The sequence below is a fragment of the Pseudoalteromonas sp. GW168-MNA-CIBAN-0100 genome, assembly GCF_040309225.1.
Taxonomy (GTDB): Bacteria; Pseudomonadota; Gammaproteobacteria; order Enterobacterales; family Alteromonadaceae; genus Pseudoalteromonas; species Pseudoalteromonas arctica.
In genome coordinates this window covers 54,939-74,800 of record NZ_JBEOOL010000012.1, presented here as the reverse complement: position 1 = coordinate 74,800, position 19,862 = coordinate 54,939, and the positions used below count along the sequence as shown (strand labels likewise).

General features: G+C 38.3%; 17 protein-coding genes. 13 read left to right on the top strand and 4 right to left on the bottom strand.

Annotated elements, in window-relative coordinates; all coding sequences use genetic code 11:
- Window positions 1-219: 219 nt before the first annotated feature.
- The 3 genes from AAEY62_RS09430 (at window position 220) to AAEY62_RS09420 (ending at window position 7,747) form a co-directional block, all read left to right on the top strand.
- Window positions 220-1,074 (top strand): S1/P1 nuclease, encoded by an 855-nt coding sequence (locus AAEY62_RS09430; protein WP_007582418.1) that lies wholly within the window; start codon window positions 220-222, stop codon window positions 1,072-1,074.
- 43 nt (window positions 1,075-1,117) lie between these two features.
- Window positions 1,118-4,291 carry a TonB-dependent receptor gene (locus AAEY62_RS09425; RefSeq protein WP_101163569.1) on the top strand — a complete coding sequence of 1,058 codons (3,174 nt, stop codon included), beginning with the start codon at window positions 1,118-1,120 and terminating at the stop codon, window positions 4,289-4,291.
- A gap of 336 nt (window positions 4,292-4,627) precedes the next feature.
- Window positions 4,628-7,747: a TonB-dependent receptor gene (locus AAEY62_RS09420; protein WP_350602877.1), complete on the top strand. Its 3,120-nt coding sequence runs from the start codon at window positions 4,628-4,630 to the stop codon at window positions 7,745-7,747.
- A gap of 52 nt (window positions 7,748-7,799) precedes the next feature.
- Here the strand turns inward: AAEY62_RS09420 and AAEY62_RS09415 are convergent, their stop codons facing one another.
- A complete protein-coding gene (locus AAEY62_RS09415; protein WP_002959044.1) occupies window positions 7,800-8,231 on the bottom strand; it encodes a MarR family winged helix-turn-helix transcriptional regulator in 432 nt (143 codons plus the stop codon).
- A 151-nt stretch (window positions 8,232-8,382) separates the two neighbouring features.
- Here AAEY62_RS09415 and hmgA point away from each other — a divergent pair, with 151 nt between their 5' ends.
- Together hmgA and maiA are read left to right on the top strand one after the other, a co-directional pair.
- Window positions 8,383-9,684 carry a homogentisate 1,2-dioxygenase gene (gene hmgA, locus AAEY62_RS09410; protein ID WP_101163571.1) on the top strand — a complete coding sequence of 434 codons (1,302 nt, stop codon included), beginning with the start codon at window positions 8,383-8,385 and terminating at the stop codon, window positions 9,682-9,684.
- Window positions 9,685-9,686: 2 nt separating this feature from the next.
- Complete coding sequence (gene maiA / locus AAEY62_RS09405) at window positions 9,687-10,316, top strand: maleylacetoacetate isomerase (RefSeq protein ID WP_350634856.1); 630 nt, start codon at window positions 9,687-9,689, stop codon at window positions 10,314-10,316.
- 33 nt (window positions 10,317-10,349) lie between these two features.
- Here the strand turns inward: maiA and AAEY62_RS09400 are convergent, their stop codons facing one another.
- Window positions 10,350-10,583 (bottom strand): TIGR02647 family protein, encoded by a 234-nt coding sequence (locus tag AAEY62_RS09400; RefSeq protein ID WP_007582405.1) that lies wholly within the window; start codon window positions 10,581-10,583, stop codon window positions 10,350-10,352.
- 138 nt (window positions 10,584-10,721) lie between these two features.
- Between AAEY62_RS09400 and AAEY62_RS09395 the strand changes: the two genes are divergently transcribed.
- Window positions 10,722-11,024 (top strand): DUF1496 domain-containing protein, encoded by a 303-nt coding sequence (locus AAEY62_RS09395; RefSeq protein ID WP_008134362.1) that lies wholly within the window; start codon window positions 10,722-10,724, stop codon window positions 11,022-11,024.
- Window positions 11,025-11,078: 54 nt separating this feature from the next.
- Entirely contained in the window at window positions 11,079-11,387 is a 309-nt protein-coding gene (locus tag AAEY62_RS09390; protein ID WP_010553962.1) for a VF530 family protein, read from the top strand.
- A 50-nt stretch (window positions 11,388-11,437) separates the two neighbouring features.
- Here AAEY62_RS09390 and AAEY62_RS09385 read toward each other — a convergent pair whose 3' ends face one another.
- On the bottom strand, window positions 11,438-13,057 hold the full coding sequence (locus AAEY62_RS09385) for a diacylglycerol kinase family protein (RefSeq protein WP_010553963.1): 1,620 nt from the start codon (window positions 13,055-13,057) through the stop codon (window positions 11,438-11,440).
- 349 nt (window positions 13,058-13,406) lie between these two features.
- Between AAEY62_RS09385 and AAEY62_RS09380 the strand changes: the two genes are divergently transcribed.
- From AAEY62_RS09380 to AAEY62_RS09355, 6 genes are all read left to right on the top strand, one after another.
- A complete protein-coding gene (locus tag AAEY62_RS09380; protein WP_007582398.1) occupies window positions 13,407-13,931 on the top strand; it encodes a sigma-70 family RNA polymerase sigma factor in 525 nt (174 codons plus the stop codon).
- Window positions 13,928-14,611, top strand: coding sequence for an anti-sigma factor (locus AAEY62_RS09375; protein ID WP_166377155.1), 684 nt, complete (start codon window positions 13,928-13,930; stop codon window positions 14,609-14,611). The genes AAEY62_RS09380 and AAEY62_RS09375 overlap by 4 nt, the downstream gene beginning before the upstream one ends.
- Before the next feature lie 158 nt (window positions 14,612-14,769).
- Window positions 14,770-16,362, top strand: a complete 1,593-nt coding sequence (locus tag AAEY62_RS09370) for a DUF4331 domain-containing protein (RefSeq protein WP_197117096.1) — start codon at window positions 14,770-14,772, stop codon at window positions 16,360-16,362.
- 11 nt (window positions 16,363-16,373) lie between these two features.
- Window positions 16,374-16,883 carry a cadherin-like domain-containing protein gene (locus AAEY62_RS09365; RefSeq protein WP_024591825.1) on the top strand — a complete coding sequence of 170 codons (510 nt, stop codon included), beginning with the start codon at window positions 16,374-16,376 and terminating at the stop codon, window positions 16,881-16,883.
- 65 nt (window positions 16,884-16,948) lie between these two features.
- Window positions 16,949-17,974, top strand: coding sequence for a hypothetical protein (locus AAEY62_RS09360; RefSeq protein WP_350634855.1), 1,026 nt, complete (start codon window positions 16,949-16,951; stop codon window positions 17,972-17,974).
- Window positions 17,971-19,083: a HupE/UreJ family protein gene (locus AAEY62_RS09355; RefSeq protein ID WP_350634854.1), complete on the top strand. Its 1,113-nt coding sequence runs from the start codon at window positions 17,971-17,973 to the stop codon at window positions 19,081-19,083. Before AAEY62_RS09360 ends, AAEY62_RS09355 begins: the two co-directional genes overlap by 4 nt.
- Before the next feature lie 66 nt (window positions 19,084-19,149).
- Here AAEY62_RS09355 and AAEY62_RS09350 read toward each other — a convergent pair whose 3' ends face one another.
- Entirely contained in the window at window positions 19,150-19,776 is a 627-nt protein-coding gene (locus AAEY62_RS09350) for a TetR/AcrR family transcriptional regulator (RefSeq protein WP_121953593.1), read from the bottom strand.
- Window positions 19,777-19,862 lie beyond the last annotated feature (86 nt).

The window sequence follows — 19,862 nt, the reverse complement described above, 5'->3', positions numbered from 1 at the left end:
CAATGCCACTCAAAAATAGACTATATAGTGCATTTGAACAATTTCGCTTACTTATTACAACAAGTAATTTTACCTGTTAAACATAAACCATTGATTTAAAAGTAATGTGAATAAGAAACTATGAATTTTAATGAGTCCTTCCTATCAACACCAAAAGTAAGGACAATTGACCGCATTAGCCTGTAGCAACGCCATGAAATATTCATTAAGGAAGTTCTAATGCATAGCAATATAAAGTACTCGATATCTTCTGCGCTTTTGATTAGTGCAATATTTACAAGCACTGACTCACATGCTTGGGGTCAAAATGGCCACCGCATTGTAGGTAAGATTGCAGAATCTCATATAAGCGAAACAACTAAAGCGGCAATACAACCCTACCTTGATGGTGAATCACTTGCACAAATATCAACGTGGCCTGATGAAATGCGCTCTGCCCCTGGCGAGTTTTGGCAAAAGCAATCATCTCGTTGGCATTATATTAATGCAGCACCAGGAAAATCTTTCAGCTTCAATCACGATCACACTAAAAACAAAGAATCTGTAAGTAATATCCTAGAAGGCATTCACTATTCAATGCAAACGCTCACTGATAAAAATAGCACCTTAGATGCTAAACAGTTCAGTTTACGTTTTTTAGTACATTTGGTGGGCGATAGTCACCAACCATTTCATGCTGGTCGAAGTGAAGATAGAGGTGGCAACCGTATTAAGGTTTCATTTTTTAACGAAGAAACAAATCTTCACAGCCTTTGGGATACAAAGTTAGTTGAGAACGAGAATTTATCGTTTACTGAGTACGCACAATTTATTGATACAAATAACAGCGAGTTAATTGCTGAGTATTTACAAAGCTCACCTATGACATGGGTTGAAGAATCTCATAATTTAGCCACAAAAATTTATAAATATACCAACAACGAAATTGGTTATAGCTACATATATAACAATACTCCAATTATAAAGACACGCTTACAACAAGCGGGTATTCGATTAGCTGGATTACTAAATGCCTTATTTGACCCTTCTGCAAAAGAGTTAGAAACGGCACTGAAAATGACGACTGACAAATAAACTGTATTAAATTTATATAACCTACACACGGGAAATCAACATTATGACTAAGCTTCGCCTTTCGAAATTAACTGGAGCGGTAATTTTAGCTCTAGGTGTTTCTACAAGCGCAATGGCTGCTGATACTTCATCTGCAATGCGTGGTAAAATTACAACGCCTTCAGGTGGCAGTGCTGCAAACGTTAAAATCAAAGTAATTCACCAACCAACGGGAACTATTAGCGAACTAACTACAAACGAAAGTGGTACGTTTATCGCTAATGGTTTACGTGTAGGTGGTCCTTACATGGTTATCATTGATTCTGATACGTTTAACGATACCACTGTTGAAAATATCTACTTGAACCTTGGTGAAACTTACCGTTTAAGCTCGCAGCTTGCTCCGCTAAACATCGAAAAGATTGAAGTGTCTGGTTATAAGATTGTTCAACAATCAGGTGGCTCTAGCAGTACATTTGGCTCTGACACTATTGAAAATATGCCAAGCTTTAATCGCGACATTAAAGATATTGCGCGCTTAAACCCACTTGCCAGTATTAATGGTAATGGTGAGCTAACGTTTGCAGGTAGTAACCCTCGTACCAACGGTTTAACAGTTGACGGTATTGGTCAAAATGATGACTTTGGCTTGAACTTTGGTGGCTACCCTACTTCTCAGCCTCCTGTAGCACTTGACGCTATTGAACAAGTTTCTGTTGATGTATCTCCTTTCTCAGCTTCTAAAGGTAACTTTGGTGGCGGTACTATTAACGCAGTAACAAAGTCTGGTACGAATGAGTTTAAATTCTCTGGCTTTTATGAAATATCGACTCCTGAGATAGCTGGCGATGTTGATAATATTGTACAAGAAGACGATCTTGATGAGCTAGGTCATAAAACTTATTCTACAAATAAAGTAGAGCCGATTAAAACTGAAGAAAGATTTGGTTTTAACGTTGGTGGCGCAATTGTTAAAGACGAACTGTTTTATTTCGTTAACTATGCAGAATGGTCAAGTGAATTAGATCTAGATTACGGCTTTGACGGCTCTGGTGCTTCAAATGAATTTAATACTTCTGAAGCTAACTATAATCGTTTCATTTCTATCTTAAATAATGAATATGGCTTAACTGATTCATTAGCCGGTGCGCCAGAAGATACAAACAAAAACTTGCTTGTTAAATTAAGCTGGAACGCAAGTGATGACCATCGTTTAGATTTCACTTATCAATGGCAAGACGACCAAGATGAGCGTAATTCTAGCACAGGCGGTGATAATATAGCCTTAGTTTCAAGTACTTATGCATACGTAACTAAGTTTAATAACTTTTCATCTAAGCTTTACTCTGATTGGACTGAAAACTTTTCAACAGAAATTGGTGTGTCGTATAAAGATGTTACCTCTGATAGCGCAACTCGCTCTAACTTAGGAAGCATTACTGTTGAGGAAGACGGTCGAAATGGTCCTTCTTACAACTTTGGTACAGATCAATACCGCCATGCAAACCGTTCAGAAACACAAAACCTAACTTTTACGTTAGACGCTACGTATTTAATGGATGAGCATGAAATAAACTTTGGAGCTCAGTACGAGTCACTTCGTTTATATAACTTGTTTGCTCAAAACTCTCTTGGAACGTGGAAATTTGATAGCTTAGAAAATTTTGAAAACCGTAAAATTGGTTCTTATGATTTTTCTTATCAAAATGCTTACACTAATGATTCAGCTGATACAGCATATGATGTAAGACGTAACCAGCTAGCGCTTTACATAGAAGATACTTTTTATGTAGGTGATGATTTAGAAGTTACAGCAGGTGTTCGTTATGAGCGTTTGTCATCTGATGATAAACCAACTCTAAATGAAAACTTTGCTAATACGTATGGCTTTACTAACCAAGAAAATCTTGATGGCCTAGACATTATACTTCCTCGTGTTGGCTTTAAGTACTACGTAACAGAAGCGCTTACTATTAATGGTGGTATTGGTCGTTTCCAAGGCGGCATTCCAAATGTTTGGTATAACAATTCATTCCAAAGTGATGGCATTACTTTAGTATCAGCACAAAACGATGTAATTAATGATTACTATGCAAATAACACAGCTGATATTACTCAGGTTCCTGATGAAATAAAAAATACATTAGAGCAAGGTGCTGGTAGCGTTGCGTATATCGACCCTGATTTTAAATTGCCTTCAAGCATTCGTACTCAAATAGGTTTTGAATATGAGTTTGATTCTGAACTATTAGGTGATGGCTTTAAATGGCAAGCAGAAATTGCTTACCATAAAAAAGAGAATGAAGCGGTATGGCATAATTCGTCTATTAACCCAGTAGGCTTAGCTGCGGACGGCGAACGTGTTATCAATCAAAGTATTTACAGTGGCGATAATGTTGACATAGAAATGACTAATTCATCGGATGATGGTCGTTCAATTATTATTTCAACGGGTATTGCTAAACAATGGGACAATGGCCTGTTTGTATCGGCAAGCTATGCTCACCAAGATGTTACAGAATCATCAGCAGGTTCAGCTTCTCAGGCAGAAGGTAACTATAAGCACAATATTACAGTAAATCGTAATGAAGATATTGCAGCACGTGGCTTTTACGAAGTTGAGCACAGCTTTAAAATTAACTTAGCGTATAACACTGAATTTTTTGAAGGATATGCAACCAAGTTCAATGTTTATTTTGAACGTCGTTCAGGTCGCCCATTTAGTTACACAATGAATATGTATAAAGATGAAGACTTAGGTGATACTAGCTCTTTATTCACTAATGGTGCTTACTTACCTTATATCCCTACAGGTGCTGATGATCCGAATGTAAATTGGGCTGATTCTAAAATGACTTGGGCTGAGTTAGAACCGTTATTAGAGCGTGCTGGTATATCTCAACGTGGTGGGATCTTAGGTAAAAATACAGCAACGCAACCTTGGGTTACTACAATGGACGTTAGCATTAAGCAAGAAATACCTGGCTTTGCTGAAGGTCACACTGGTGAGGTTTATCTAATGATTGATAATTTCGCAAACCTTCTAAACAGCGATTGGGGTGTAGAAAAACGCTTAGGTTACTCTAACCAAACTATTTATGACTTTGGTGGTCTTGATGATCAAGGTAGATATAAAATAGACAACAGTTTTGGCGGTGCGGATGTGCGTAATTACTCGCAAATCAGTTCATCGTCATCAGCTTGGCAGGCTAAAGTTGGTATTAGCTACAAGTTTTAAGTCTTAATAGGTAAGTAATAACACATTAAGTTATTTGTTAACAAAACCCATTGCAAAATTGTAATGGGTTTTTTGTTTTTCACACCCCAATTTCACATGTTTGTCATAAAGCCCACGTAATATATACCCCGATATAGAGTTATTGCTCGAAAAAACACTCAAATAGACAAAAATAGTACTATTTATTAAAAATATATTGCAGTTGTATTTTATTTGTAACGAATAAATAAGGTACACTAGTAACGGATTTTGAATAAATGAACTTCAACTGTTTATTTTGCAAAATTTTAAAATAAAAATATAAAAATTTAATTAATAACTACACGGGAAAATTAAATGAAAACTCAATTACGCAAAACAGCTCTTTCACTTGCTATTGCAGCATGTGTTGGTGTAAGTGGCGCTGCAATGGCTAACGAAACGACCTCAGCAATTAAAGGTCAAGTAATGGGGCCTAACGGCAACCCAGCAGCCGGCACTAAAGTAACAATTTTACACGTGCCTTCTGGATCAGTAAAAACAACTGAAGTAAATGACGCTGGTTATTTCACAGCTAAAGGCCTGCGAGTTGGCGGTCCTTATAAAGTGGTTGTTGATTCAGATGTATATGCAGACCAAGAATTCAATAACATTATTCTTAATATTGGTAACGATTACCCAGTAAACGTTTCTCTTGAGTCACAATCAAGCATGGAACAAATTGTAGTTTCTGGCGCGCCAATTAGCTCTATGTCTGGTGGTACTGGTCCGGCGTCTACATTTACGCTAACTGATCTTGAAAATACGCCAGCTATTAACCGTGATTTAAAAGACATTATTCGTATCGACCCGCGTATCACAATTGATGACAGCCGTGGTTCAATTAACTGTGGTGGTGGTAACCCTCGCTACAACAGTTTAACGCTAGACGGCGTTCGTATGAACGATAACTTCGGCTTAAGCTCAAATGGTTACCCTACTATTCGCGCCCCTTTCTCTTTTGATTCAATTGAACAAGTTTCAGCTGAACTTGCACCGTTTGACGTTCAATACGGTGGTTTTACATCGTGTAACATCAACGCAGTAACCAAATCTGGTGGCAATGATGTTCATGGCGCTGTTTTCTACGATTACACTAGTGACTCTTTCAAGGGTGATAAAATTGAAGGTGATGACGTTGATAACGGTAATTACACCGAAAAACGTTACGGCTTCAACGTAGGTCTTCCACTAATTGAAGATAAACTATTTTTATTTACTTCATATGAAAAACTTGAAGGTGTTCAACAGTTTAACTACGATGGTTTAAGCAGCGGCAGTGTAACTGCTGATGATATCTCGCGTATCACAAGCGTTGCTCAAACTGTATATGGTTACGATGTAGGCGGAATGCCTTCAAGTATGCCTGTTGAAGATGAAAAAATCTTAGTTAAACTAGATTGGAACATCAACGAAGATCATCGTGCAAACTTAATCTATAACTACAACGATGGTAATACTGTTTCACAGTCAGATACTGGCTCTAGCCGTGTATCACTATCTAATCACTTTTATGACCAAAGTGCAGAATTCACTTCAATCATTGCATCTGTTTACTCTGATTGGTCAGATGACTTCTCTACTGAAGTTCGTATTGGTAAGTCTGAGCTAGATGCAACAGTACAATCACTAGATGCAGCAAGCAGCTTTGGTGAAATGCAAATTCGTACCGAAGATGGTGGTACAGTTTATATTGGTCCAGATGACTCACGTCAATCTAATGACTTAGACTACGATACAACTACATTTAAAGTTGCAGGTACTTACTACCTTGATCAGCACACAATTACTGCTGGTTACGAGTTTGAAGAGTTAGATGTATTTAACTTATTCGTTCAGCATACTGAAGGTGAATACCGTTTCAACAATGTTGATGATTTTGAAAATGGTATTGCAAGTGCTGTTTACTACAACAATGCTGCTGCTACAAATGATCCAAACGATGCTGCTGCGAGTTTTTCGTACGCTCAGCATACATTTTACGTGCAAGACGAGTATTCGTTTACTGACTTAGACGCAAATATTACGTTTGGTTTACGTTACGATAAATACACCAGTGATGATGTACCTAACTTAAATCAAAACTTTACTGATCGCTATGGCTACAGTAACCAAAGTACATTTGATGGTATTGATTTAATTCAACCTCGTGTAGGCTTCCAATGGTACGCGACAGATGCACTTGAAGTACGTGCAGGTGTTGGCTTGTTCTCAGGCGGTAACCCTAACGTTTGGCTATCTAACTCTTACTCAAACGACGGCATTACTAACATTAGTGCAAACCAGTTTGGTTCTATCGACTTGTTCGCAACACCTAATGTAAATAATGGTACTCCAGGATTTGAAGTTCCTCAGTCTCAATTTGATGCAGTAGCTGACACTGTAATCGGCTCAGGCGATTCACAAGCAAACGCTGTTGACCCAGACTTTGAAATCCCATCAGAGTGGAAATACTCACTTGGTGCAACGTACACAACAGAAAATGAATATGTAATCTCTCTTGATTACTTATACTCGAAGAAAAAAGATGCTGCGTTAATGCGTGACATCGCACTTCAAGATACAGGTACAACTACGTTTGACGGCCGCCCTATTTACGAATCAATTGAAGGTCGTTCTAACGAATACTTACTAACAAATGTAAGTGGTGATAGCGGTGATTCATCTGTTATCTCATTAGCGGTTAGCAAGATGTTTGATAATGGTGTAAGCGTTAACTTTGGTTATGCCTACACAGATTCTGATGATGTTAACCCAATGACAAGCTCTGTAGCTGGTTCAAACTACGGTAACATTGCACTAACTGATCCAGGTAACCCAGGTGTTGCTTCATCTGATTACGAAATTCCACATCGTTTTACTATGACTCTTGGTTATAGCCATGAGTTTGTTGATGGGTTTGCTACTCGCTTTAATCTATTCGGTGAAGCATATAAAGGCCTACCTTACAGCTACACATTCGATGGCAGTGATGGTACCTTCGGTGACAACAACTGGAATGGCAACCGCCAACTATTGTATGTTCCACTTGAAAACGATCCTAACGTTGTTTACGACATGAGTGCTGCTGATATCAATGAATTCAATGAATTTATTGCATCAAATGGTTTAGAACGTGGTCAAACGACTAGCCGTAACGCAGAAAACTCTGATTGGTTTGTTAAGTTTAACTTTAAAATGACACAAGAGCTTCCTGGTTTTATGGAAGGTCACAAAGGTGAAGCGTTCTTCGTAATTGATAACCTTACTAACCTGTTAAACGATGATTGGGGCGTACTTAAGAAAGGTCCTTTCGTAGGCGCTAGCATGATCGAAACATCACTTGATGATCAAGGCCGTTACGTTTACTCAGGCTTTAACGGAAATAATGCAAATACATCAGTACAAACTGATGCATCTGTATGGCAAATGCGTGTAGGTGTTCGTTACACTTTCTAATTTAGAACTGTAACCTAAAACATCTTTTAAAAGCCCACTTTGGTGGGCTTTTTTATGCCTTTAATTTGTTATTTAACTTTTCAAAAATACTCACTAGCACTTCGTATTCTTCGTTGGTTAAAGTGCTCAGTAACTGTTTTTCCCAATTTAGTGCATCGGGCGCTATATTTTCATATAAGTTTTGCCCTACTTGGCTCAGCACAAGTAATGCTGCGCGTTTATCTTGTGCATTTAACTCACTTTTCACTAAACCTTTATCTATTAAAACTTTTACCGCACGCGACACTGTCGACTTGTCCATATTTGCTTGCGTGCATAAATCCTTTGCGTTGCTCTGACCATACTGCGCTAAATTAGCAAGTATTCGCCACTGCGGAATATTTAAACCGTATTTAGTTTGATAAACCTCGGCAAAGTCATTACTTACACGTGTTGCTACATTCGTTAATTGATAAGGTAAAAACGTTGCTAAATCAATTTTCATTTTTAGTTATCCCAGCTTTATAAGGCTTACTTTAGTGTTCATTAATATTTACACGGATGCGTAGTTGCACATTTGATATTAGTCTCACTTGAGAGTATCTTAACTGAAATAAAAATAATATTAAACCAACCCCCTCTCACAGGAGTCAGTAATGGCGACACAATTAAGTTATATGACCGGTTTTGGTAATGAATTTGAAACACAAGCGCTACCCGGTGCACTGCCAATAGGACAATTTAGCCCACAAAAAGTTAAATACGATTTATACACAGAGCAATTTAGTTCGACTGCATTTACGGCTCCTCGCGCTTCAAATCGTCGCACTTGGTTTTACCGCCTTCGTCCGTCTGTAGTGCAAGGTGATTACCAAGCAATTGATAACGGCCTAATAAGAACAGCCCCAATCACTGAAGCCGTAACACCACCAACAATGCTACGTTGGAATCCTATTGATATGCCTTCACAGCCTACTGATTTTATTGATGGGTTAGTAACTATGGCAGCTAATGGCAGTGCTAATGGGCAATCTGGTATTGGCATTCATGTATATGTCGCTAATCAGTCAATGCAAGGGCGTTACTTTTGTAATGCCGATGGCGAAATGTTGTTTGTCCCTCAGCAAGGTGAGTTATTAATTCACACCGAGTGCGGTAAGTTAAGCATTAAACCGGGTGAAATTGCTGTAATTCCCAGAGGAATTAAGTTCGCTGTTGATTTAATTGATGATACAGCCCGTGGTTATATTTGTGAAAATTATGGCCATGCGTTAGAGCTTGCAGAGCGAGGACCTGTTGGTGCAAACGGTTATGCCAACGACAGAGACTTTCAATACCCTGTAGCGGCCTTTGAAGATAAAGAGGGTGACTTTGAGCTTGTTTCTAAATTTAACGGTAATTTATTTAGCTGTGAAATTAAGCACTCTCCTTTTGATGTAGTTGCATGGACGGGTAATAGTGCGCCCTATAAATACGACTTATCGCGTTTTAATGTAATGAATACAGTGAGCTTTGATCACCCCGATCCTTCTATATTCACTGTACTAACCTCTCCTTCTGCTACTGAGGGTATGGCAAATGTCGATTTTGTGATATTTCCACCGCGTTGGATGGTAGCCGAAAATACATTTCGCCCGCCGTATTATCACCGCAATATTATGAGTGAATTTATGGGCTTAATTGAAGGTGTGTATGATGCAAAAGAGCATGGTTTTGTACCTGGTGGTGCAAGTTTACACAATTGTATGTCGCCACATGGACCTGAAGCCGACGTATTTGAAAAAGCCTCAAACGCTGAACTTACACCACAAAAATACGAAAATACACTCGCTTTTATGTTTGAGTCGCGCTATATAATTTCACCGACAAAATATGCATTAGAAGGTAGGGAACGCCAACCAAACTACACCGATTGCTGGCGTACTATTAAAAAACAATTTACAGGTTCACAGGATTAATTATGAAATTATACAGCTACTTTCGCTCATCAGCGGCCTATAGGGTACGTATAGCGCTTAACTTAAAAGCAATTGATCATGAACTTGCTATTGTTAACCTTTTAAAATCGGAGCAGCTTGGGGAAGAATACTTAGCGACTAATCCGCAAGGGTTACTACCTGCACTTGAAACCGATAATGGTGTTTTAGCACAATCACTTGCAATACTGGAATGGCTTGATGAAACTTATCCGCAATCGCCATTAATTACAGGAACTGCGTGGCAAAAAGCACAAATAAGAAATTTAAGCTTTGCCATTGCTTGCGATATTCATCCTGTTAATAATTTACGCGTGCTGAAGTATTTATCGAACGAATTAGGTGTTGATAACGAGGCTAAAAATAAGTGGTATCGACATTGGATAGAAGTTGGTTTTGAAAAAATAGAACTGATGCTAAACGAAAATGATGACTACTGTTTTGGTAACCAACCAACACTTGCTGACATTTGTTTAGTGCCGCAAGTATTTAATGCAATTCGTTTTAACGTAGATATGAGCGCTTATCCAAAAATTGCAGCTATTTACGAACACTGTAATAAATTAGCTGCATTTAATGATGCTGCACCGCAAAATCAACCCGATGCAAATTAAGCTAGTTTAGTAACTAACCAGAGTTCAAATTAGCTAGCTTTGTAGCGCACTATGAATAACCGTAATGTGCTCAATTAAATCTAAGCCCAGATCAGTTAAATATCCGCCATCTGGGCTATCTATAATCCCTTTTTCAAATAAACGTTGCGCTGCACTAAGTAAGCTTGGCTCTGCGTCTGAGTGTAATTTAATACCCTGCATTTTACTGTCGCGAGGAAATTTTGCTAATAGTGTGAATTCTTCGATCATTGTTTGATTAAATTGCATTGTGTGCACCTTTTTATTTGAATCCAAGTTGTTCTGTGAGTAACTAAGTTTATAATTAAAATCACTTTGTGTACTTTACACTAGCACGTTTTTTAGCTTAATGTATTATTTTTAACCCTCCCTATTTAAAGGCCTCTAATGCGTAACTTTTTAATTCTATGCTTTTGTTTTAGCAGCTTATCGTATTCAATACTTAGTGAAGCAACAACCCTTAAAACCCATTCAATTATTGATGCAAACCAGTTTGTAAATGAAGAATCAAACTGTTGGTACGACAACAAACGCTATAGCGAAGGCGCATTAATACAAATTCACTCATTTACACTTTTGTGCGGTGCTAAAACACCCCAGCACAGTAACAGCCAACTCATTTGGCTTAAAATAGATAAACAAGGTAATGCTATTTACCCAACAGCTCCTAAAACAATCACTGTGAATTAGCGCTAAAAGCTGATTTGAGCTACAATGCACGCAGTTTAAATAAGTAGTATGGCTATGGATAATCAACCTAAAAACCCTTTACATGGGGTAACGTTAGAACAAATACTTGTTGAGTTAGAACAGCGACTTGGCTGGAGAACACTTGGCGAGCAAGTAAAAATCAAATGCTTTACTGATCAACCGAGCATTAAATCGAGTTTAAAGTTTTTGCGTAAAACGCCTTGGGCTCGCGATAAAGTGGAAGCACTTTATATTCACACTATAAATAACAAACCTATTCGTAGACCAAAAAGTGCGCCGAGAGAAACATCTTCTCAAGCGCCGGATACAACAGGGTTTGTTTGGCCATCAATTAAAAAATGATGTAAAAAAGGAGCTAATTTAGCTCCTTTTTTGATTGTAATTAGCGCGATTTATTGCTCTTTGCAAATCACATTTAATGAGGCCGGCTCAATAGTAATAACAAGTTTGTGAGCAGTTTTAACTTCACCGTCAAGTACGTACTTAAGCTCTCCTTCACCTGTCACCTCGACTCTTTTAGCATTTGTATGATGCGAATTTATAGCTAAATGTGTTTGCGTTAAACTGCTAAACATCAGTTCTGCAATACTCAATATTGTCGTAGAATTTTCATTATTTGGTGTTAGCCAATTCACATCAAGAAGCCCGTCACTATGATTTGGCTGCCCACCACCTTGAGCCAATAACGTTGTAAAAGGCGCAGCATTAGCCACAATAAAGCTATTTGTACATATTTCTTTGGGCTCATTATCATCGAGTTTTACACTAAGTAACTGTGATTTTTGCTCGCCAAACGCTTCAAAAAAGCCATTTAAATAGGCAAGTTGCCCCGACTTATTTTTCGACTCTCTATCTGCTTTTTCAATCATTGACTGCTCAAAACCAATGCCCGCTAATAAAAGTACTAATTCGTTATTACAATAAGCGGTATCTATTGTGCTTGTTTGACCATCAATTATTAAATCACAAGCTTGTTCAACAGGAATAAATTTAGAGCTAATCCCCATCAATACATGCGCAAGTGCGTTTGCAGTCCCCATTGGTATAATACCTAGCTTACATTGTGTATTTACAAGTACGCTTGCAACTTCGGCCACTGTACCATCGCCTCCACACGCTATTATCATGTCTGGTTTTTGCGTAATCGCTTGTTTAGCAAGCTCAATACCGTTTACGTCTTGTGAAGTAGTAAGTACTTTTAAATCGTAATAGGCCGATAACCGCGCAACAATTAAGTGCTCTTTTTCTTGCCATAATCGTGTACCAGATACTGGATTTGCAATTAAAACTGCTTTGTTTTTAATTAGCAGCTCGCCTTTTTTATGACGCTTAGCTAAATGACGAAGCTGATGCTTATTTAAGTTTGCGGTTTCGCGGGTTTCCTTTATTTGTGCAAGTACTTCATGTACATCTGCATTTTTGTTTTGACTCAATAAATAAGCCGCCATTACAAAAACAGACCGCCCACGGCCTAAAGCACAATGTACAACTACGCGACGGTTTTCTTTAATATGATGATGTATCCAATTAATAGCCTGATTTAACTGAGAATGGGTAGGAATACTATGATCGAGCACCGGAATGTTTAAGTAATTTATATTCTCTTGTGTTGAACTCCACTCGAGTCCGTCGAATTCACACGTAACGTCTAAAATTGCAGTAATTCCGTTATCTTTTAATGTGTCTATGTCTGAGGGAAATAATCGGCAAGCTAAAAATAGGTTTTCGTTTATTTTTTGAATTGGCGGCACTTTATCGCGCTTACGTGACCAGGCATTATAAATTTGCACACCAAATAAAAATGGCACAAACGCCCACCGTATATAAAATGGGATCACCCCATTTTCACGTTTTCTAAATATTTTTGCTGTATTAAAAATATATGCGGTACTCACTAATAAAAGTGACAGCGCAGTCCAATAAAAAACAATAGCAAAGTAAACAGAGTTTACTTCCCAACCAATAAAAATAAGCAGTAATGCTAAAAGTGAATAACCAATTGCAGCCCACATAGTCTCTCCTTTGTGTAAATAATTCCGATTTTCTAATTTTAATTTAAACGGCTTTATGTACTCTTTTGCAAATATCACGCCATATAAATACCATTTAAAATTTAAATTAAAACCATAAACTATTGATATATAATGTTAATAATAAAATAAATTTAAGTACAATCTGCTCTTTGTGCATTTTTTACAAACATGTGAATAAATTATACTTACACGTCTAAATTTCAAACACTGATCGGTTATTGCTTGTACTAACGTATAAAGCAGCTAATCTAAAAATCAATTAAATTTTTTGCATCCAAATCACACTCTCAACCGTTTACTCAATGATAATAAGAAAAACAGGACCCCTATGGATAACGATGATTTACTCCCTCTTTTGTGCGCAACAGCACAAGGAGACAAAAATGCTTTCTCAAGTTTATATCAACAAACTAGCGGCAAACTTTTTGCTATTAGTTTAAATATGCTCACTAACAGAGCTTATGCGGAAGAGGCACTACAAGACGCTTTTATAAAAATTTGGCATAACGCATCTGAATATAACGCCTCTAAAGGCACCGTTATTAGTTGGATGATAAGTATAGTTAGGTATAGAAGTCTTGACTCACTGCGCTATCACAAAGTACGAAAAGAGCAGTCGTTAGGCGATGACGAATATGAAAATGAAAGTGTTGACGTTAATTACGATGAAGAAACAAAACTGGTTAATTGTATCGAACAGCTTGAGCCGCAACAAAAACAAGCTATTCACTTAGCTTATTATAAGGGGCTGAGTCATAGCGAGTTAGTGGATCATATAGAAACGCCGTTAGGTACAGTTAAAAGCTGGATCAGGCGTGGGCTTATGCAGCTACAAAGGTGTTTAACATTATGAATTATAATAAACCCGAACTATTAGACGCGCTTGCTGGGCAGTACGTGCTTGGCACACTTAGAGGGCTTGCCCGTAAGCGTTTTCAGCGTCTGTTACTTAACTCAAATCAAGCACGTGAAGCAACAAGTCTATGGGAGCAAAACCTAAACAACTTAGCGAGTGCTATTACACCGCAAACGCCACGTGACGATGTATGGGTAAATATACTACAGCGTATTGAAAACAGGCCACAAACAAGTAAAACAGTCATACATACCAAGCCTTCAATTTGGCGTACATGGTCTTTTGTGGCAACTGCTGCGTGTATTGTTTTAGCCTTTTTGGTTATTCAACCTAGTACCAATGTTATGCACACTCAACAAATTGCTTTGGTTCAAAATCAAGATAAACAATCATTATGGTTTATTGATGTAAGCGAGCAAGGGCTCTCAATTAAAGCCAGTAGCCAATTGGTCGCCCAAACTAATAAAGATTATGAGTTGTGGATGATTTTAAAAGGGCAAGATGCACCTATTTCACTGGGTTTACTTCCCAAGCAAGGCAGTAAAATATTATTAAAAGATAACCGTTTTAACGCAAGTGATATTGCATTGCTAGCAGTGAGCTTAGAACCTATTGGCGGCTCACCAAATGGTTCTCCTACTGAAGTGCTTTACACCACAGAGCTAGTACTTTTATAACCCTACTATTATGACTAAAGTTGGCTGTTTACTTAAAGCAGCCAACCTTCTTTAAAACTTTTTTAACAAAAAATAAAAATAATTTAACTTTTTTGCATCCAATTTAAATCCTGCCCCGTTATTAGCTATGACTTCAATCAAAACTAAAGGACAAAGTCATGAAAGCTTTAACTCCATCAATACTCGCAGTAGTAATATGTAGTACGTTTGTAAGTGCACCAAGTGAAGCATCAAGCCACAGAGAAGCGCCAAATATAAGCCGTTTCCCGACTTTAGACTCAACCGATTTTTATGTATTTAATAGTTACGAGCAAGGTCGTGATGATTTTGTAACATTAATTGCTAACTATATCCCGCTGCAAGATGCATACGGCGGTCCTAATTACTTTGCAATGGACCCAGATGCTACCTACAGCATTCATATAGATAACGACGGCGATGCCGTTGAAGATATTACATTTGCATTTAACTTTAAAAGCATGCTCCCTAATGATAACCAAGGTGTGCAATTAACTGTTGGACCTGAAGGTAATCAACGCACCGTGTCTGTACCGCTTAAAAATGTAGGCGGTGTATCTGCCGGTGATGACAGCGCTGCAAATTTTAGCGAATCATACACAATGAGCATGATTAGCGGCGCGCAGCGTACTGGCGAAACAACGGTATTAAACAACACAGCATCAAACTCAAGCACATTTTCTAAACCGCTTGATTATGTCGGCAATAAAACATTTGGCTCAATGAGCGATTACCAAACTTATGCTGACCAATTTGTGTATCAGGTTTCAATTCCTAACTGTGAAAGCATGGCACAAGTTTTTGTAGGACAACGTAAAGACCCATTTGTAGTTAACCTAGGTAAAACATTTGATTTAGTTAACTATGTACCTGTAGAGGGTGATAGCGCCCCTGGTGCTGGTGACGGCGGTGGTTTTCCAGGTGGTATAACACAATCAGCTGATAACGACGACCTTGCAGATAAAAACGTAACGTCAATCGCTATCGAAATTCCTAAAAGTTGTGTTGTAGGTGAAGGAAATGGCGTCATTGGTTCGTGGACAACAGCAAGCCTACCTCAAGCTCGCGTATTAAACCCTAATGCTAAATTTGCTAATAACGCCGTTAATGGTGGTGCTTTAACACAAGTTTCACGCTTGGGTAGCCCGCTTGTAAACGAGCTTGTAATTGGCATTAAAGACAAAGACACATTCTCTACTGCTCACCCTAAAGATGATGCACAATTTTTAGATTATGTATCTCATCCAGCACTACCAGAGTTATTAAACATTTTGTTTAAAGATGCTGTTAATACGACCCTTGGCGCAAACTTAGAAACACTGGCACCCACAAACTTCCCGCGTACTGATTTAATCACTGCATTTTTAACAGGTTTTGCAGGCGTTAATCAACAAGCAACTGTAACACCTTCAGAAATGCTACGTTTAAATACAGGCATTGCAGCAACAGCGCAAGCTGATCAATCTGCATTTGGTGTAGCGGGTAATGATTTAGCCGGCTTCCCAAATGGTCGTCGCCCGGGTGATGATGTGGTTGATATTGCACTTCGTGTTGTGATGGGTCGTTTATGTCATCCTATTCCTGTAAATGGTGAAGACACTGATTTAGGACTTTGTGCACCAGAGGATGCTAATACAGGCACAGTGCCATTTACAGACGGCGCACCTATTGATGCAACAATGATGGATTCATCATTCCCATACCTTGCAACACCGCTTGCTGGCTCTAAATAAGGAGTAAAATAATGCGTAATTTAAAAACTACCCATATTTGTGTTCTCCTCAGTGCATTAACATTGGGAGCATGTAGTAGCGATGATGATAAAAAACAGCCTACACCGGTTGTAAACACAGCGCCTACCGCAAGTGATGCAATGCTAACTACACAAACTGAAGTAAGCATTACCGATATGCTTAGCGCAACCGACAATGATGGCGATTCACTGACTTACTCATTAACAAGTGAGCCAACTCTCGGAACTGTTACCCTTAATAGCGATGGTAACTTTACCTATACACCAAATAAAGAAGTGACAGGTTCAGATAGTTTTATGTTTGGTGTAAGTGATGGCGTTAATTCGCAAGTAACTGCAACAGTAAACATTACAATTGACGCACTACAGGTCGACTTTGCTCAATTTGCAACCGATGCATTTAATCAAGCCCCAAATGCAGAGCCATTAACTGTTAACGGTCGGGTGTTTACAAACACCGATACCGATGTTGATGGATTAATTTCAACAAACGGTAAATAAATTAGCAACTAAACAAGTAATTAAGCTGACAGGCCATGGATGGCTTTTTTCAAAGGATATTTATAATGCATTTATCAATTTTTAAGTCCGTCGCATTTATTACTTTATGCCTAACACCCCTTGCGTTAAGCGCTGCGCCTTTTACCCCAAAAGATGATGCAGTTATTGCTAAAAGTAATTCAACGCTTAGTGCTTCCCTCTCTGTTGAAGAAATAAATACATTAGTCACTAACAGCCAATATGCTGGCCAAACAGAGCGCTTACAGGGGCTACTTAAAACCCGTTTAGCCCAGCTATATAAACAAACACCCTCATCTCAAATTGGTTACTTATATGCTCGCGTTTTACAAAAAGAGCACCTTTTCAACGAAGCTATTGATATTGCTAACAACGTTTTGATTAAAGAGCCACAGCATAGTAATAGCCATTTATTGCTAGCCAATATCTTTATGACTCAAGGTAAGTTCGCACAAGCAAAAAAACACTGCGTAGCCTTAATTGGGCAAGTAAGCACTATTACTGCTAGCACCTGTGTACTCGATGTACAAAGCCAACATGAAAGCGTTTTAGACAGCTACCAAGCATTAGTAAAAATTATAAATAATAATCAAACTAGCCTAGCTACAAACCATGTTTTAAGTGAAATGAGCTATCGTTTAAATAACTACAAACAAGCATTGTCTCACTTACAAAGTGTAGATTTAGTTCAAGCCCCTGTGAGCCTAATTGTTTTATGGGCCGATATTCAAATTGCTCTAAATCAACCACAACAAGTATTAAATACATTAAGCGTACTGCTTCCTGATAAAAGTAATTTAGAGGATGCTATTTTGCTAAGACTTTCAATCGCAGAAAAAAAACTAAATAAACGCGATAAAAAATGGCAAAATACAATGGCGCAAAGAGTTACACTACGAGAGCTTCGCAAAGATTCTTTTCATGCAAGTGACTTAGCTAAATATTACCTTGATGTACAACCAAATCGCGAAAAAGCACTTTACTGGGCTCATATTAATTGGCAGCAGGCTAAAATGAGCACCGATGAGCAATTACTTATTCAAGCAAAAGCGATGCAACGAGATACACTATGAAAACGCCTTATCTATTTATACTCACTTTAATGCTGTGCATTTTTTCAACTTACAGCTTTGCCCATCAACTAAGTACAAGTTATATAACCTTAAATAGCGAGAACAATAACGACACCAACAAAAACCAATACACGGGTACCTGGCAAATTAATATAGCCGACTTAGAGCACGCAGTGCCTCTGGATTTAGATAAAAACGGGCAAATTTCGTGGGCAGAAATAAAAGCAAAACGTAGCTCAATTAATAACTTCATTGAAGAAAATTTAAATATCACGCAAAACGCGCAATCATGCCCTTTAAAAAGTGAAGGTATCTATCAGCTAGATAACCATTTTAACCAGCCTTATTTGGTGATTCCGCTGCTGTTTAGCTGTGATGACAATGAAGCAATCTCCCTTTCCTATTCTGCTTTTTTTAAAACCGATGCCAATCATAAATCCATCGTAAATATAAACGGTGTATCTCGTGTATTTAATATCAACGAGGCACAACAAACGTTCAGCTTTGAGCAAACAAGTTATTTAAGTACGTTTAATCAATACGTGTATCAGGGTGTTTTACATATTTGGATTGGTATTGATCATATTTTATTTTTAATCGCCCTGTTACTTACCTGTGTTTTAAAGCGCAGCGATAAAGCATGGCAAGGTATTAGCTCTAAAAAACAAATTATTAAACACACAGCATTGATAGTAACCGCGTTTACGCTTGCGCACTCTATTACGCTTACCGCAACAGCTATGAGCTTAGTCTCACCAAATAGCCGCTGGGTAGAGCTTGGAATTGCTATATCGGTTTTATTTGCAGCATTAAATAATGTGTGGCCGTTGGTACTTCGTTTAGGTTGGCTTACTTTTGCTTTTGGTTTACTGCACGGGATGGGATTTGCGAGCGTACTTGGCGAGCTTGGCTTGTCGAGCGACTATCAACTGCTTAGTATATTGGCGTTTAATTTAGGCGTCGAAATCGGTCAACTTAGTATCTTACTAGTAGCCTTACCAATACTCATTTATGTACGACACTACACTTGGTATAAAAAGTGGTTAATGCCAATGGGCTCCGTTGCTATCGCAATCATTGCACTTCAGTGGTCAATCGAGCGCTTTTAAATAGACTAGAATAAAAAAGCTAGCCAAAGTATTGGCTAGCTTACTTTTGGTTATTTATTTTGAGCGTTACTGCGCTTTATCAAATGGCATCAGTAATGTTTTCATCGCAGGGCGAAGCGCTATTAGTACCGTTTCTTCGGTGAGCTCAGGGTAAAGTAGCTTTCTAAGTAATAACCCTGCCATCATCGAAAAAATAACATTAATTCGACTTTCAAGTTCAAGCTCATCAATGTCTTTTAGCGCACTTCGCTCGCTTGTTAAAAGCTGTCTCATGCGCCCTCTTGCTTGAATATCGGTTTCACGCAAGAGAGTTGCTACTTTAATGTTTCGACCTGCTTCTGCCATCATGTCTAAATCAATCACACATGAGCCTGTATCCATATGCCTTTGCACACCAATATTTAAGCCATCTAAAAGAGCAGCTAAAACATCACCAGGGTGATCTTCAAACTTTTGAAAGATGGAGAACATTTCTTCCATGTCTTTTTCAATAATGCTTTCTATAATGGCTTCTTTGCTTTCAAAGTAATTATAAATATGGCCTGCACTCATCCCTGCCGTTTTAGATATTTCTGCCATACCTGCACCGTGGTAACCTTTACGGCGAAAACACTCTGCAGCAGCTGTTAAAATTTGCTCACGCCTAGCAAGTGCTATCGCGGGATCTGTTTGCCTTTTTGCTTTAGGCTTCATGTTCAACTCCACTACCAAGTCATAAACTCAGTAAAGCAAGAGCTATAAATAGTCTCGCTATATAAATATGTAATGCGGCTTTAAAA